Below are 15,783 nucleotides of genomic sequence, written 5' to 3' on the forward strand. Positions count from 1 at the left end.
CCGGCGGCGGCTGGCGCAAGCGGCGGCCACTGGCCAGGTAGGAATCCGGCACCGAGGCGTTGACGAAAGTGCCGTTGCCCTGGCGGCTGCGCGTATAGCCCTCGGCCAGCAACTGGCTGTAGACGTGGACCACGGTATTGCGGGCGATGCCGAGCTCGGCGGCCAGGTCGCGCGACGCCGGCAGGCGCGAGTCCGCGGCGATGGCGCCGTCGAGGATCGCTTCGCGGATGCCGCGGTACAGCCGCTTGTTCATGGGCTCGCTGGACCCGTCGGCCAAACGCAGCAGCAGCAAGTCACCTACAATGGACCGCAATTGGTTCTACCTGTTTTATTAAAGTGGTTCCCACAAATGGGGCCATCGTAGCATTAAATAAGGTTTTTCCCGCCCACCACGTTCCCCGAGGCAGAGATGAAGAATCAGGACCTGAATACCCGCCGTTCCCTGGCCACCCCGCGTGGCGTCGGCGTCATGTGCGACTTCTACGCGGTGCGCGCCGAGAACGCCACGCTGTGGGACGCCAACGGCAAGGAATACATCGATTTCGCAGGCGGCATCGCCGTGCTGAACACCGGCCACCTGCACCCCAAGGTCAAGGCCGCCGTGTCCGCCCAGCTGGACAACTTCACGCACACGGCCTACCAGATCGTGCCGTACGAAGGCTACATCTCGCTGGCCGAGCGCATCAACCGCCTGGCCCCCATCGACGGCCTGAAGAAGACCGCCTTCTTCACGACCGGCGTCGAAGCCGTTGAAAACGCCATCAAGATCGCGCGCTCGGCCACCGGCCGCTCGGGCGTCATCGCCTTTTCGGGTTCGTTCCACGGCCGCACGATGCTGGGCATGGCGCTGACCGGCAAGGTCGCCCCCTACAAGCTGTCGTTCGGCCCCATGCCGGGCGACATCTACCACGTGCCGTTCCCCAACGGCACCCAGTCCATCACCGTCGCGGATTCGCTCAAGGCGCTGGACCTGCTGTTCAAGTGCGATATCGACCCGAAGCGCGTGGCGGCCATCATCATCGAACCGGTGCAAGGCGAAGGCGGCTTCAACATCACCCCGCCTGAACTCATGACCGCGCTGCGCAAGCTGTGCGACGAGCACGGCATCCTGCTGATCGCCGACGAAGTGCAGACGGGCTTCGGCCGCACCGGCAAGCTGTTCGCGATGGAACACCACACGGTGCAGGCGGACCTCATCACGATGGCCAAGAGCCTGGGCGGCGGCTTCCCGATCTCGGGCGTGGTCGGCCGCGCCGACGTCATGGACGGCCCGGCCGCGGGCGGCCTGGGCGGCACCTACGCCGGCAACCCGCTGGCGGTTGCCGCGGCGCACGCCGTGCTGGACGTGATTGCCGAAGAAAAGCTGTGCGAACGCGCGACCGTGCTGGGCGACAAGCTGCGCGCCCATCTGGAAGGCCTGCGCGGCAAGGTGGCGGGCATCGCCGACGTGCGCGGCCTGGGTTCGATGGTGGCGCTGGAACTGAACGACGCCAACGGCAAGCCCGACGCCGAAGCCGTCAAGCGCGTGCAAGCGCGCGCGCTGGAACAAGGCCTGATCCTGCTGAGTTGCGGCGTATACGGCAACGTGCTGCGCTTCCTGTACCCGTTGACCATTCCCGACGCGCAATTCGACCGCGCGCTGGTTATCCTGTCCGAGGCGCTGGCCGCCTGATGCCCAGGGCCTGAACACCCGATCTTCGGTTGGGCAGGCATGGCAATTGCGGGCGTGTTGCGGGTTACCGCCACGCCCGTAGCCGTTTCCTGGCCCTGCTGCATTTCATTCAAGGAGACTCCCATAATGACCGCTTTGACCCATCCCCTGTCGCGCCCTGAACTGCTGCGCGACGCCTGCTACATCGACGGCAAGTGGGTAGGCGCCGGCAACGGCGCGTCGATCCCGGTGGACAATCCCTCCACCGGCAAGACCATCGTGTCCGTGCCCAAGCTGGGCCGCAAGGAAACCGAACAGGCCATCGCCAGCGCGCAGGCCGCGCTGCCGGCCTGGAGCGCCAAGACAGGCAAGGAACGCGCCGCGATCCTGCTGAAGTGGGCGCAGCTGATGATGCAGAACCAGCAAGACCTGGCCGCCATCATGACGTCCGAACAGGGCAAGCCCGTGACCGAAGCCGCCGGCGAAATCGCTTACGCCGCCTCGTTCCTGGAATGGTTCGCTGAAGAAGCCAAGCGCATCGACGGCGACGTGCTGCAAAGCCCGAAGGCCGGCCAGCGCCTGCTGGCGTTGAAGCAACCCATCGGCGTCACCGCCGCCATCACGCCGTGGAACTTCCCGGCCGCCATGATCACCCGCAAGGTCGGCCCGGCGCTTGCCGCCGGCTGCACCATGGTCGTCAAGCCCGCCCAGCAGACCCCGCTGACCGCGCTGGCACTGGCCGTGCTGGCCGAAGAAGCCGGCGTGCCCGCCGGCGTGTTCCACGTCATCACCGGCAGCTCGCGCGATATCGGCGCGGCCCTGTGCGAGAGCGAGGTCGTGCGCAAGCTGAGCTTCACCGGATCGACGGAAGTCGGTCGCACGCTGATGGAGCAATGCGCGCCCACCATCAAGAAGCTGTCTCTGGAACTGGGCGGCAACGCGCCCTTCATCGTGTTCGACGACGCCGACCTGGACCGCGCCGTGGACGGCATCCTGGCCTCGAAGTACCGCAACGCCGGCCAGACCTGCGTGTGCGCCAACCGCATCTACGTGCAAGCCGGCGTGTACGAGGAAATCGCCAAGCGCCTGGTGGCCAAGGTCAATGCCATGAAGGTGGGCGACGGTTTCGCCGATGGCGTGACGCAAGGTCCGCTGATCGACGCCAGCGCCGTCGAGAAGGTGCAGGAGCACATTGCAGACGCCACGTCGCACGGCGCCAAGGTCATCGCTGGCGGCAAACCGCATGCACTGGGCGGCACGTTCTTCGAGCCGACCGTGGTGCGCGACGTGACGCAATCGATGCGCTTCGCGACCGAAGAGACCTTCGGCCCGGTGGCGCCGCTGTTCCGCTTTGAAACGGAAGAAGAAGTCATCGGCATGGCCAACGACACCATCTTCGGCCTGGCCGCGTACTTCTTCACCCGCGACTACGCCCGCATCTGGCGCGTGTCGGAATCGCTGGAGTACGGCATCGTCGGCATCAACACCGGTTTGATCTCCAACGAAGTCGGCCCGTTTGGCGGCGTCAAGCAATCCGGCCTGGGCCGCGAAGGCTCCAAGTACGGTATCGAGGAATACCTCGAGATCAAGTACTTGTGCGTCGATCTGGGCTAGTAGCCCCCACGCCGCGCACGCTTCGCGTGCTTGCTGCGCCCGAAGGGATAAGCGGGCTTCGGCCCGCTTATCCCCACCAACTGTGGACAACCCGGCAGATAACTCCTGCATAGCCGGAAAAAGTCCTTTCGTTCCAATGGCTTACAAAACGCGATCAAATGCCGCTCAGGCATGATAGATTTGCGCGTTCCCTGGACGAGTCAGTATGAGCAGAACGTTTACCCGCGAGGACACCCGCAAGCTTGCCGCCGTGCTGGCCGAAACCGCCCTGGCGGAGGTCATGCCGCGGTATCGCAACCTGCCCGAAGGCGCCGTGCGCGGCAAGAGTTCGCCGCGAGACCTGGTGACCGACGCGGACGAGGCGGCCGAACGCCTGATCGCCGCCCGCCTGGCCAAGCTGCACCCCGGCGCCGTGCTGATCGGCGAAGAAGCCTCGGCGCGCAATCCCGCCCTGTTGAACATGCTGGTCGACGCGGACCTGGCCTTCCTGATCGACCCCATCGACGGCACCCGCAACTATGTGGCCGGCCTGCCGCTCTTCGGCATGATGATCGCGGCGTGCCACCGCGGCGACGTGATCGCCGGGGTCATCTACGACCCGGTCAACCGCGATAGCGCGCTGGCCGTGCGGGGAGAAGGCGCCTGGATGGAATACGAGAACGGCAGGCAGGTGCCCCTGGCGGTGGCCAGCCCGGCGCCCCCCGAAAACATGGATGGCCTGATCGCCACCGGCGCGCTGCCCGAACCGCTGCGCACCACCGTCAACAGCAACCTGTCGCGCCTGGCCAGCACCGCGTCGCTGCGCTGCGCCGCGCATGAATACCGGATGCTGGCCGCCGGCCATTGCCATGTGGCGCTATACAACCAATTGACGGCCTGGGACCACGCGGCAGGCTGGTTGCTGCACCGGGAAGCCGGTGGCTACGCCGCACGCTTTGACGGCTCGCCCTACAAGCCCACGCACCGCACGGGCGGACTGCTTTACGCACCGGACGCCGGCAGTTGGCATGCCGCCCGCAAGGCGCTGCTGGGCGACGGGATCGATGCTATCGAGACCTGAAAAGCGGGGGTTATCCCTAGGAATTATCCACAGTTCCTGTGGACAACCCTATGGAAAGGTCTGTAACAGCGCGAAAAATCCCTTACAGGGCAAGCACTTGCTTAGACCGGTCAAAAACCGGCCGGCAAAAACCGTGCCTACAGGGCGTCCAGCGCCACCGCGCAAGGCTGTTCCACCTTCAGGGTCAGCAACGGATCCGCCCGGGTGCGGCCCAGATTGATGGCGGCGATCGGCATCCCGTTGCGGGATGCCGCCGTCACGAAGCGGTAGCCCGAATACACCATCAGCGACGACCCGACTACCAGCACGGCGTCTGCGCCCATCAGCCCGGCATTGGCACGGTCGACGCGGTCGCGGGGCACCGTTTCACCGAAAAAGACCACGTCCGGCTTGACGATGCCGCCGCAGCGCGGACACGGCGGGACCGTAAACCGCGAAAAATCCTCGCCGTCCAGGTCGGCGTCGCCATCGGGCGCATCCGTGGCGTCCAGCGACGTCCATTCCGGATTGCCCTGCTGCAGCGCCTCTTGCCAGGGCTGGCGGCCGCCGCGCCAGTCGCAGTTCATGCAGCGCACCTCGTCCAGCCGGCCGTGCAGGTCCACGACCTCGCGGCTGCCCGCGGCCTCGTGCAGGCCGTCGACGTTCTGTGTGACCAGCACGGTCACGTGGCCGCGCGATTCCAGCCGCGCCAGCGCGCGGTGCGAATCATTGGGCCTGACACCGCCGAAGCGGCGCCAGCCCACCATGCTGCGGGCCCAGTAGCGGGCGCGCGCCAGGTCGTCGCCCATGAAGGTCTGCAGCGTCATGGGCGGCTTGCGCTTCCATTCGCCTTCGGTGTCGCGGTAGTCGGGGATGCCCGAGTCGGTGCTGACGCCCGCCCCCGTCAGCACGAACAGCCGCGGGTGGCGGTCGATGAAGCCGCGCAGCGCGGCCAGATCCGAGATTCGTGTATCCATCCTGACTCCTCTGTCCTGGCCGCTCGCGCCAGCGGCGCCGCGCGCGCATCGATACGGCGGTTCAGCCGCCCAGGCCGCAATCCGGCATGTCGCTGACCAGGCTGGCCTGCGTGACGTTGCTGCCCGGCGCCACGCTGCGCGTCAGCCAGACATTGCCGCCGATGGTCGACCCCTTGCCGATCGTGACGCGGCCCAGGATCGTGGCGCCAGCGTAGATCACGACATCGTCTTCAATCAACGGGTGGCGCGGCAGGCCCTTCTTCAACTCGCCGTTTTCACCAGGCGGGAAGCGCTTGGCGCCCAGCGTCACCATCTGGTAGAGCCGCACGCGGTCGCCGATGATGGCGGTTTCGCCAATGACGACGCCCGTGCCGTGATCGATGAAGAAGCTGCGGCCGATGGTGGCGCCGGGGTGGATGTCGATGCCGGTATCGGCATGCGCGATCTCGGCCACGATGCGGGCCAGCATCGGCACGTTCAGGCGGTACAGGACGTTGGCCAGGCGATGATGGATCATCGCCGCCACGCCGGGATAGCACAGCAGCACTTCGTCCACGCTGTGCGCGGCCGGGTCGCCTTGATAGGCCGCGGTCACGTCCAGATCGAGCGCGGCGCGCACGCGCGGCAACTCGGCGCCGAACTGGCGCACGATCTCGATGGCGCGCCGCTGGGTCTCGGCGGGATCCACGTGTTCATGGCGGCCGACGTATTGCAGTTCAAGACAGACCTGATGCAGCAGCGCGTCCAGCGCGGCGCCGATCGTGTGCCCGACGTAGAAGTCTTCGACTTCCTCGCGCAGGTCGATCGGCCCCAGGCGCATCGGAAACAAGGCGCCACAGAGGTCCTTGATGATCTGGCGCAGGCTTTCCTGCGACGGGAATTCGCGCAAGCCCGAGTCTTCACGCAGGCGGCCGCGGGGGCCGCGCCACGCGACGCGCGCCTCGCGCAGGCCGGACACGATGCTGTCCAGGTTCCAGTGGGCCGGCGGCAGGTAGGAGGGGCCGCTCATCGCCGCAGCTCCGGCAAAGCGCCGCTGAACCCGGCATACGGATGGAATTCAAACATGGGAGTGCCTCACTGACGGTGCATGGCCCCGGGCGGCCGGGCCGCCGGGCCATGTTGCTACGCAATAATCCCGTCAACTGTAACCGCTAGCGCCCTTTTTCCGTAACCCATCCGACACGGCATTGGGGTTATGAGGCAGCCCCGGGCGCCTCGTAGCCTTGCGGATTGCCTTGCTGCCAGCGCCAGCCGTCCGCGCACATGGCGGCCACATCATGGGTGCTGCGCCAGCCCAGCAGCGACGCCGCCAGCGCGGGGTCGGCCCACATGCGTTCGATGTCGCCGGGACGCCGCCCTTGGGTGCGCACGGGAATTCGGCAACCGTTGACCTGTTCGAAAGCCCGCACCAGCTCCAGCACGCTGGTGCCCTGCCCCGTTCCCAGATTCACGGCGACAAAGCCCGGATGCCCCGCGGAATAAGACAAGGCCTGGACATGGCCTTGCGCCAGGTCCATGACGTGCAGATAGTCGCGCACGCCGGTGCCGTCGGCGGTCTCGTAGTCGTCTCCGAACACGCGCAGGAACGGTTGCCGGCCCACCGCCACCTGCGTAATGAAGGGGAACAGGTTATTGGGCAGGTCGCGTGGGCTTTCACCGATCAGCCCGCTGGGGTGCGCGCCGATGGGGTTGAAGTAGCGCAGCGTGACCGCGCTGAAAGCGGGATCCGCCGTGCAGACATCGCGCAGCATTTCCTCCACCATCAGTTTGGTGCGCCCGTAGGGGTTGGTCGGCGCCAGCGGGTGCGCCTCGGTAAAAGGCAGATACCGAGGTTCGCCATAGACGGTGGCCGACGAACTGAACACCAGCCGCGCGACGCCCGTGTCGCGCATGGCGCGCAGCAGCGCCATCGACCCCGCCACATTGTTGTCGTAGTACTTCAGCGGATCCGCTACCGATTCCCCCACCGCCTTGCAACCCGCCAGGTGCAGCACCGCCTGCACGGGTTCGCCCCGGGCCGCGGCGCCGGTCAACACCGACTCCATCAGGCCGGAAGTCCGGATATCACCCTCGATGAGCGGGATCGGGACGCCGCACAGGCGTTCGACCCGGCGCACGGCTTCGCGGCTGCCGTTGCTGAAGTTATCCAGCACCAGCGGCCGCTGGCCCGCCGCCAGCATCGCGACCAGCGTATGCGTGCCGATATAACCCGCGCCGCCCGTCACCAGCACATGCAGATCCGCCATGCCCGCCTCCATCAAAGATGGGCGGCCATGCCCGGCACCCACGCGTGCCGCGAACGCGGCGCCTGGGCATGGCCGCGATAGCGGTCGATCCAGTACGACGTAGACGCGTCATGGCCCCAGTCCACCACGCCCGCCGACACCGGCACCGCGAGTTCACGTTCGATGCCGGTGGCCAGGCGCTTGCCCAGTTCCACCCCCCATTGGTCGAAGGGATTGATGCCCCAGACCACGCTTTGCACGAACACCTTGTGCTCGTACAAGGCCAGCAGCGCACCCAAGCCCCGCGGGTCCAGCTGACGCAGGACGATCAAGGTCGACGGACGCCCGCCCGGATGCACCATGTGCTGCGCCAGGCTCAGCGCGCGCTCCTGGTCGTCGATATGCGCCACGTCCTGCAACGCCTGTTCCAGGCACTTGCCGCGCAGCAACGCCTGCCGTTGCGCCAGGCAATTGGCCAGCAGCATCCGGTGCGCGTCAGGACTGTCGGCATGGCCTTGCAGGCTGGCGATGAAGTCGACCGGCGCGCCATCCTCGCTCTGGTGCAGCCATTGGAAGAACGTGTGCTGCCCGTCGGTGCCGGGCATGCCCCAGATGATGGGCGCCGTCGGCACGCCGACCGCCGCGCCGTCCCCGGCCACGCGCTTGCCCAGCGACTCCATCTCCAGCTGCTGCAAATACGTCACCAGATGCAGCAGCCGTGCGCTGTATGCGGCGATGTTCAACGAGTTGTGGCCCAGCACGCTGCAATTCACCAAGCCCGCCAGCGCCAGCTGGATCGGCGCATTGGAGGCGAACGGCGCCTGCTGGAAATGCTGATCCATGGCCTCGGCGCCCGCCCGCATGCCGATCAGCACGTCGGCGCCCACCGTCAGCGCGATCGACAGCCCCGCGACCGACCAGACGGAATAGCGTCCGCCCACCCAGTCACACATCTTGAACACCTGGCTGGCCGGCACGCCCAAGGCGCGCGCGGCCGGCGCGTTGGCGGTGACTGCCGCCAGGTGTTCGGACACGTCGGCCACGCCGCCTTGCTTGAGCCAGGCGATGGCGGCCCGCGCATTGTGCAGGGTCTCGGACGTGGTGAAGGACTTGGACGACACCACGACCAGACAGCGGCGCGGGTCCAGCCCGGCCACGGCGTCATGGAAAGCATGGCCGTCTATATTGGAGACAAAGCGGATCTGGCGCCGTTGCGACGGACCGCCGAACGCCTGGATGGCCAGCCGGGGCCCCCAGTCGCTGCCGCCAATGCCGATATGCAACACCGTTGAAAAATCCGCCGTCTGATCCACCTTGCGGACGAAATCGGTCATGCGCGAGTATTCGCAGACCGAATCCGCGTCCTGGCCGTCCGGTTGTTCCCGGGTGCGACCGGCGCGCAGGGCGGTATGCCATGCCGGTTTGCCTTCGGTCCAGTTGACCGGGTCGCCCACGAACAGCGCATGGCGCGCATCCGCCAGGCCGCGCGCCTGCAGCAGGTTCAGCGCCGCCGCCTCCAGGGCCGGCGACTGCCGCTGCATGGTCAGGTCCACGCATAATCCCGCCGCCTCGATCACTTTCAACGTGCCGGCATCCAGTCCGGCGCTTTGCGCGGCTTGCGCGAACGCCTGCCACTCGGGGCTGTGCGCCAGGCCGGAGTTCGCCCTTAACGCCTCTATCGCATAGTTGGCCTTACCCATCGCGTGATGCTCCTTAGAACGGTAAACGAACGTGAGGTGCAATGCGCCGGAACGCTTTGCGGAAGTCCTCCTCGATACGGGCCAATGCGGCCACGGTGTCTCCTTCGAAACGCAAAACCACCGTCGGCGTGGTGTTGGACGGACGCGCCAGGCCGAAGCCGTCGGCATAGTCCACCCGGACGCCATCCAGGTCGTTGATGGAGATGGCGCCGGGGAATTCCCCCTGTGCGCGCAACGTCTCCACCAGTTCGAACTGTTCGCCTTCGGCGGTGTCCAGCTTGATTTCAGGGGTCGCGCAGGATTGCGGCAGGCTTTCCAGCAAGGCCGACGGGTCCGGCGCCGACGACAGGATCTCCAGCAGCCGGGCGGCCGCATAGATCCCGTCGTCAAAGCCATACCAACGCTCTTTGAAAAACATGTGGCCGCTCATCTCTCCAGCAAGTAGCGCTCCCGACTCGCGCATCTTGGCCTTGATCAGCGAATGGCCGGTCTTCCACATGGTGGCCCGGCCGCCCGCCTCGACGATGGCGCGTGCCACATGGCGGCTGCATTTGACGTCGTAGATGATCTCGGCGCCCGGATTGCGCTCCAGCACGTCGCGCGCGAAGAGGATCAGTTGGCGATCCGGCCAAATGATCTGTCCCGATTTCGTCACCACGCCCAGCCGGTCGCCGTCGCCGTCGAATGCCAGGCCCACTTCGCAATCGGAATAGCGCAGGCAATAGATCAGGTCCTGCAGGTTCTGCGGATCGGCGGGATCGGGATGGTGGCCGGGGAACGAGCCGTCCACTTCGCAGAACAATTCGGTCACCTCGCAACCCAGCGCGCGGAACAGCGCCGGCGCCACCGCCCCCGCCACGCCGCTGCCGCAGTCGATGGCGATCTTCATCGGGCGCGCCATGCGGATGTCGCCCAGCAGGCGGGCGGCGTAGCAAGGCTGGATCTGCATCTGCGTGCGCCCGCCCGACACCGCGGCCGATTCAATCGGCAAGCGCATCGCGTCGCGCAAGGCCGTGATGCCTTCTCCATACAGCGAAGCGCCCTCCAGCACGATCTTGAAGCCGTTGTGCGCAGGCGGATTATGGCTGCCCGTGACGGCGATACCGGCGCCCGTGTCCATCAGGCGCGTGGCGAAATACACCATCGGCGTCGTGGCCATGCCAATGTCGATGACATGCATGCCGGCCGAACGCAGGCCAGCCTGCAGCGCGGCCGCCAGCTCCACGCTGCTGATCCGGCCGTCGCGGCCCACCACGATCGACCGCGCGCCCTGCTCCCGCGCCTGCGTGCCCGCCGCCATGCCCAGGCTGTGGGCGAAGCGCGCATCGATTTCATCCGGCACCGTGCCGCGTATGTCATAAGCCTTGAAAACCGCATCCAGAATTTGCGGGGTGTCCCAGCCAAAAGTTCCGTGCATGCCAGTTTCTCCGGATGGCGTTATTTGGGGCCGTTCTGTTTGAAATCGCCGTAATACGCCGCACGGGAATACCGATAGTTCCCATATTTGGAGCGGAAACCGAAACGCTCAGGCATGAGCTTGAGCCCGTTGAACAGCACGCCATCCACCGGCGCGCCGGCCTGGATCAGCCGCTTGGCGGTTTCGCGGATCTCGCCCACGGTGTTCATCCCGGAGCGCACCACCACCATGACCGCCGCCGCATGCGTGCCCACCACCGCCGCATCGGGCGACGAGAGCACGGGCGCCGTGTCCAGGATCACCATGTCGTACTGCGACGCCAGTTCGCGCAGGGTCGCGCCGAACACGGGCGACGCCAGCAGCTCCGAAGGGTCGAAGGTCACCGCGCCGGTGGCGATGAAGTCCACGCCTTCCGACACGCTGTGCTTCCTGACGCGCGTCAACGGGATGGTGCCCGACAGCACTTCAAACAAGCCGTCCTCCTTGGGCACGCCGAAGTAGCGGTTCAACTGGCCCTTGCGAAAGTCGGCGTCGATCAGCAGCACGCGCTTGCCCACGCCGCCCTGGATGAAAGCGAAGTTGGCCGACAGGAACGACTTGCCCACGCCCGCTACCGGACCGGTGAACATGACCATGTTGTTGGCGGACTGGCGCAGCGACGCCTGCAGCACATTGCGGAACGAACGCAGGCTTTCGATGGGCGGCGCGTTGCCCTGGCTTTGCGCGAGCAGCGCAGGCACCGTTGCATTCTTGCGCCGGCTACGGCGCCACAGCTTGTCCTGCATGTCGCTGTACGGAATGGCGGCCAGCACCGGCAGGCCCGTGTAGCGTTCGACGTCATCGGGTTCCGACAGCCCGCCGAACAGCGCATTGCGGACGAAAGCGCACAGCATGCCGAAGATCAGTCCGATGACGGTGGCCACGCCGAGGATGATCGCGGCCTTGGGGCGCACGGGGCGGTCGGGTTGCACGGCCGCGTCCAGGATGCGCACGTTGCCCACCTTGCCCGCGCGGATCAGCCGCAGCTGCTGCGCGTTGTTCAGCAGGCCCGTGTAGAGCTCGGTGTTGACGCGCACGTCGCGCACCAGGCGCACGACGTCCTGCTCCAGATCGGGCAGCTGTCTGATGTTGTTGCCGATGCGGCTGACGTCGCCGGAGAGCGACGTGATCTGGCGATCGATCGCGACGATGCTGGGATGGGTGGGCGCAAAGCGCGTGATCAGTTCCTGCCGCTTGGAGCGCAGCTCCATCACCTTGGTCTGCGCATCCACCGACTGCGCCAGGATCAGCTTGGCCTCTTCGCTCAGGTCGATCGTGCCGCGCTTATTGCGCAAGGCGTTGTACTTGGTCTCGGCCGCGTCCAGCTCTCCCTTCAGGATGGGCAGCTGCTGCTCCAGGAACGTCAGCGACTTCTCGGCCTGGGCCGACTTGCGGTTCACGTTCTGCTGCACATATTCCTGGCCGATCTGGTTCAGCACCGCGGTGGTCAGCGCGGGATCGTTGCCTTCCAGCGTGACGCCGATCACGCCTGAAGCGCGTCCGCGTTCGAAGATGCCCAGATGCGACTGCACGTCTTCGATAGCCGCCAGGCGCGAACTGCGCGACACCGTGAACTCGGTGCCGGGGCGGCCGGCCAGCGCGTCGATATGCACGTCCATCGCGCCGCCGCCGGGCAACAGGAAGTGCTCGGGCTTGCCGACCGTGCCATTGAACGTGGCGCCTGTGAACTTGTCGGTCAGCGTGTAGCGGCCTTCGCCCAGCGTAGTCACGCGAAAGGGCTTGCCCAGCCATTCGTTGGGCACGTCCAATTGCGAGATCGCAATGGACTCCCCACCCCACGCGTACCCACCGCGCGGCAGGCTGGACGGATATGGCAGTGCTTCATAGCGCTGCGCCAACCACTCTCCCACCACGGGGAAATAGCGCGGCTTGGCGTGGATGTAGAGCAGGAACTTGTCGACGGCCGGGCCCACCACCATGCGCGAGCGCAGCACTTCCATTTCGCCGGAAGTTTCGGCCTTGGTGTCGAACATGGCGGAGACGTCGCCAAGCAGGCTGCGCGCCTGGCCATTGGGCATCTCCTCTTCGACCTGGACGATGATGTCGGCCGAATAGACCGAAGGCGTCACCATCACATAGGCCAAGGCCCCGAAGAAGGCTAGCAACGTGATCGCGATGATCATCCACCGGTTCGACACGATGGCGTCCACATGCGAGGACAACGGGGTTTCCTGCTGGCGAGCCGGGACGTTCGGCTCGAATGATTCGATGGGCAACGACATGCAGCTCTCCAGACGTGGGCGCCGCCGCGGTTGCGGCGCCCCCAAAGGCGTTGGTTAGGGTCTTGCGACCCCGAAAGGCGGACTAGTTGATCGATTTCACGGTCTGTACCGTTTGTGCGCTCGGGAAGAGGTTGCTGATGAAGCGGTTCCACCGCACCAACGCTGCCGTATCCACGAACACGACGTCTTTGGGTTCCAACTCGAACTTCGCACCTACCGCCAGAGCTTGCGGCGACTTGGAGTTCAGATGGAACACCTGCGGCGTCGCTTGCTCGGTACTGCGGACCACAAACACTTGCGACGCGTCGGCCGTGAGCTGGTTCGGTCCTCCCGCCATGCCCAGCGCCTCGGTCAACGACATGCGGCCGTCGCGCATCACCACCGTGGTGGGCAGGAACACTTCGCCCATCACGAACACCTTGCTGTCGTCGCGCGGCGTCACGCGCACGATGTCGCCCGACTTCAGCATCACCTGATTCAAGTCCTGGCCACGTTCGATCAGCGCGGGCAGGTTCACGCGGGTACGGCGGCCTTCACGAATCACATAGACGGCGCTGCGGTCGGCGGTGGGCAATAAGCCTCCCGCGCGGTTGACCGCTTCGAGCAGGGTCATCGGAATGTCGTTGATCGCAACCGTGCCCGGCAACTTGACCTCGCCTTCGACGTAGACGCGCTTGCTGCGATAGCCAAGCACGCGTACCGTGATCTGAGGATCCTGGATGTACTTGCCGGAACTATTGACTATGAGATTGCGCGCCTGAAGTTCCGTCAACCCCGCCACTTTCAGCAATCCCGTATAGGGAAATTGGATATATCCAGTGGATGACACCGTATAGCCCGGAATGCCCGAGGCGGTATCTCCCATCACTAGTTCGGTCACCCCAGTCCCGATTGCGTAGGTTTGCGTCGGAAGCACGAGCTCCGGGTGATCCCAGACCACGATGGAGAGGATGTCTCCGGGGCCGATGCGATAGGGTTCGACGCTGCCGACCAGGCGGTCCACGCCGTCGTTATCGATCAACGCCTGGCGGGCGCGCAAGTCGTCCACCACCAGCGACGGCGTGATTTCCTTGATCGGCGCGACGGAGTTCGGATCCAGGGGATCTACGAGATGGCCGGCGTTGAAGGTCATACCGGGAGACAGGGCGCAAGCGCCTAGCGAGGACACGAGCGCGATAGCGGCGATGGCTCGGCTCAACGTTCCGAAAAATGTCGTCATGGCAAATCCACTGTGAATGACTTCGTTGCTTGGAATGGAGCCCGATGCGTAACGGGTTGCGACATTCCACTCTCTTTTCAACGCCCCGCACATTCGACGGATGCCCTAAGCCTTCTCCTACATCGTTTGGAGGTTTCGGGTACGTCTTGCACTCAATAAGATTTCGTCGGTAGCCCCATGTTTTGCGGCACTGCGTCGTTTTTTTTTCTGCCGCAAGAAGACTCCCCACGAACAGGAGTGCGCGATGGACCCGTCCAACACGGACACGTCGGCAAGATTCAGCGGGGCAAGCTATCTGTACCGCTTGCTCGACGCCGCGATCGTCATCACCTGCGGCCTGACTGCCACCGGTTTGAAATTCTCGGACGATGCTCTGGCGGAGCCCCCGCAGATCCATCTGTTCCTGATCTACTTGTGCGGCCTGGGCGTCATCGCCCTGTTCCCGGCGTTCCGCCTGTATGTATCTTGGCGGGGCCGCCTGCTGACGGATCTGGTGGTGCGCAGCCTGATGGCCTGGGCCACGGTGTTTGCGCTGGGCATTCTTGTCAGTTTTCTCATGCATCAGACCGCCGCGATATCCCGCATGTGGGCGGCTACCTGGTTCGGCATGACCGCGTTGACGCTGGCGGGCGTGCGTATCGCCGTGTACGCGGCGCTGGGCGCGGCGCGCGACCGCGGCCTGAACAAGAAGAACGTGATGCTGGTGGGGTTCGGCGCGCTGGGCCACGACCTGTGGCGCCGCGTGGAACGCTATCGGGAAGCGGGCTACAACGTGGCCGGCATCTACGCCGAACCACACGAAAGCCTGCCGCCGCAAGTGCGCCGCCTGCATGAGCTGGACAACCTGCACGCCTTCGTCCACGAGCACAACGTGCGCGAGATCTGGATCGTCCTTCCGATGGAGGCGGGCCAGGAATTACGCGAAGTGCTCTACCACCTGCGCAACGACCTGGTGGATATCCGCTGGATCCCGGATGTGATGTCGATCCAGCTGCTGGGCCACCGCATCGGCGAATTCTTGGGGTTGCCCGCCATCCAGCTCAACAGCCTGCCGGCCGCTGGCGTGCGAGGCTGGGCCAAAGAGGTGTTCGATCGCAGTTTCGCTTTTTGCGCGCTGATCGGGCTGTCGCCCCTGATGATCGCCATCGCCCTGATGGTGAAGCTGACGTCCCGTGGCCCCGTTTTCTTCACCCAGCCGCGCCTGGGCGTGGATGGCAAGGTGTTCCACGTCTACAAGTTCCGCACCATGACCGTGCATCAGGAGCACGGCACCGTGACGCAGGCGACGCGCAACGATTCGCGCATCACCCGTATTGGCGGCTTCCTGCGGCGCACCAGCCTGGACGAGCTGCCTCAGTTCCTGAACGTGCTGATGGGCGACATGTCCGTCGTCGGCCCCCGTCCGCACGCGCTGGAGCATAACGAAATGTACAAGGACCTGGTGCAGCGCTACATGATGCGCCATCGGGTCAAGCCCGGCATCACGGGCTGGGCCCAGGTGAACGGGTTCCGGGGGCAGACGGACACGCTGCGCAAGATGAGCGACCGCGTCGAGCACGACATCTACTACATCCAGCACTGGACGTTCCGGATGGATCTGCTGATCATCGCCCGCACGGCGCTGTCGGGATGGACGGGCCGCAATGTCTACTAAGCCTT

The 15,783-nt window shown here is 65.6% G+C and carries 12 protein-coding genes; 4 read left to right on the forward strand and 8 right to left on the reverse strand.

What is annotated here, in order from left to right; genetic code table 11:
* The coding region (locus tag HG262_RS25590) for a winged helix-turn-helix domain-containing protein (RefSeq protein WP_169273712.1) at window positions 1-253 on the reverse strand (253 nt) is incomplete at its 3' end.
* A 156-nt stretch (window positions 254-409) separates the two neighbouring features.
* Between HG262_RS25590 and HG262_RS25595 the strand changes: the two genes are divergently transcribed.
* The 3 genes from HG262_RS25595 (at window position 410) to HG262_RS25605 (ending at window position 4,325) form a co-directional block, all read left to right on the forward strand.
* Complete coding sequence (locus HG262_RS25595; protein WP_169273690.1) at window positions 410-1,672, forward strand: 4-aminobutyrate--2-oxoglutarate transaminase; 1,263 nt, start codon at window positions 410-412, stop codon at window positions 1,670-1,672.
* Window positions 1,673-1,798: 126 nt separating this feature from the next.
* A complete protein-coding gene (locus tag HG262_RS25600; protein ID WP_006225579.1) occupies window positions 1,799-3,265 on the forward strand; it encodes an NAD-dependent succinate-semialdehyde dehydrogenase in 1,467 nt (488 codons plus the stop codon).
* A 205-nt stretch (window positions 3,266-3,470) separates the two neighbouring features.
* Window positions 3,471-4,325, forward strand: a complete 855-nt coding sequence (locus tag HG262_RS25605) for an inositol monophosphatase family protein (RefSeq protein ID WP_169273691.1) — start codon at window positions 3,471-3,473, stop codon at window positions 4,323-4,325.
* Window positions 4,326-4,462: 137 nt separating this feature from the next.
* Here the strand turns inward: HG262_RS25605 and HG262_RS25610 are convergent, their stop codons facing one another.
* The 7 genes from HG262_RS25610 to HG262_RS25640 all read right to left on the reverse strand — a co-directional run bounded on the left by HG262_RS25610 (window position 4,463) and on the right by HG262_RS25640 (window position 14,124).
* Window positions 4,463-5,281 carry an NAD-dependent protein deacetylase gene (locus HG262_RS25610; RefSeq protein ID WP_169273692.1) on the reverse strand — a complete coding sequence of 273 codons (819 nt, stop codon included), beginning with the start codon at window positions 5,279-5,281 and terminating at the stop codon, window positions 4,463-4,465.
* Window positions 5,282-5,342: 61 nt separating this feature from the next.
* Window positions 5,343-6,290, reverse strand: coding sequence for a serine O-acetyltransferase EpsC (epsC, locus tag HG262_RS25615; RefSeq protein WP_169273693.1), 948 nt, complete (start codon window positions 6,288-6,290; stop codon window positions 5,343-5,345).
* 184 nt (window positions 6,291-6,474) lie between these two features.
* Window positions 6,475-7,527 carry a UDP-glucose 4-epimerase GalE gene (gene galE, locus HG262_RS25620; RefSeq protein WP_169273694.1) on the reverse strand — a complete coding sequence of 351 codons (1,053 nt, stop codon included), beginning with the start codon at window positions 7,525-7,527 and terminating at the stop codon, window positions 6,475-6,477.
* Window positions 7,528-7,538: 11 nt separating this feature from the next.
* The gene (gene pgi, locus HG262_RS25625) at window positions 7,539-9,206 is read right to left on the reverse strand and encodes a glucose-6-phosphate isomerase (RefSeq protein WP_169273695.1); all 1,668 of its coding nucleotides are present in this window, start codon (window positions 9,204-9,206) and stop codon (window positions 7,539-7,541) included.
* 13 nt (window positions 9,207-9,219) lie between these two features.
* A complete protein-coding gene (locus tag HG262_RS25630; protein WP_169273696.1) occupies window positions 9,220-10,623 on the reverse strand; it encodes a phosphomannomutase/phosphoglucomutase in 1,404 nt (467 codons plus the stop codon).
* A 20-nt stretch (window positions 10,624-10,643) separates the two neighbouring features.
* On the reverse strand, window positions 10,644-12,905 hold the full coding sequence (locus tag HG262_RS25635) for a GNVR domain-containing protein (protein ID WP_169273697.1): 2,262 nt from the start codon (window positions 12,903-12,905) through the stop codon (window positions 10,644-10,646).
* An 82-nt stretch (window positions 12,906-12,987) separates the two neighbouring features.
* Complete coding sequence (locus HG262_RS25640) at window positions 12,988-14,124, reverse strand: polysaccharide biosynthesis/export family protein (protein WP_169273698.1); 1,137 nt, start codon at window positions 14,122-14,124, stop codon at window positions 12,988-12,990.
* 244 nt (window positions 14,125-14,368) lie between these two features.
* Here HG262_RS25640 and HG262_RS25645 point away from each other — a divergent pair, with 244 nt between their 5' ends.
* Entirely contained in the window at window positions 14,369-15,778 is a 1,410-nt protein-coding gene (locus HG262_RS25645) for an undecaprenyl-phosphate glucose phosphotransferase (RefSeq protein ID WP_169273699.1), read from the forward strand.
* Window positions 15,779-15,783 lie beyond the last annotated feature (5 nt).

The organism is Achromobacter sp. Bel, from assembly GCF_012928505.1.
In the GTDB taxonomy this organism is placed as follows: domain Bacteria; phylum Pseudomonadota; class Gammaproteobacteria; order Burkholderiales; family Burkholderiaceae_B; genus Achromobacter.

Coding starts and splice junctions, on each gene's coding strand:
- HG262_RS25645 (WP_169273699.1), top strand. CDS start 14,369: ATGGACCCGTCCAACACGGACACGTCGGCAAGATTCAGCGGGGCAAGC.
- HG262_RS25635 (WP_169273697.1), bottom strand. CDS start 12,905: ATGTCGTTGCCCATCGAATCATTCGAGCCGAACGTCCCGGCTCGCCAG.
- HG262_RS25630 (WP_169273696.1), bottom strand. CDS start 10,623: ATGCACGGAACTTTTGGCTGGGACACCCCGCAAATTCTGGATGCGGTT.
- HG262_RS25605 (WP_169273691.1), top strand. CDS start 3,471: ATGAGCAGAACGTTTACCCGCGAGGACACCCGCAAGCTTGCCGCCGTG.
- galE (WP_169273694.1), bottom strand. CDS start 7,527: ATGGCGGATCTGCATGTGCTGGTGACGGGCGGCGCGGGTTATATCGGC.
- HG262_RS25610 (WP_169273692.1), bottom strand. CDS start 5,281: ATGGATACACGAATCTCGGATCTGGCCGCGCTGCGCGGCTTCATCGAC.
- pgi (WP_169273695.1), bottom strand. CDS start 9,206: ATGGGTAAGGCCAACTATGCGATAGAGGCGTTAAGGGCGAACTCCGGC.
- epsC (WP_169273693.1), bottom strand. CDS start 6,290: ATGAGCGGCCCCTCCTACCTGCCGCCGGCCCACTGGAACCTGGACAGC.
- HG262_RS25640 (WP_169273698.1), bottom strand. CDS start 14,124: ATGACGACATTTTTCGGAACGTTGAGCCGAGCCATCGCCGCTATCGCG.
- HG262_RS25600 (WP_006225579.1), top strand. CDS start 1,799: ATGACCGCTTTGACCCATCCCCTGTCGCGCCCTGAACTGCTGCGCGAC.
- HG262_RS25595 (WP_169273690.1), top strand. CDS start 410: ATGAAGAATCAGGACCTGAATACCCGCCGTTCCCTGGCCACCCCGCGT.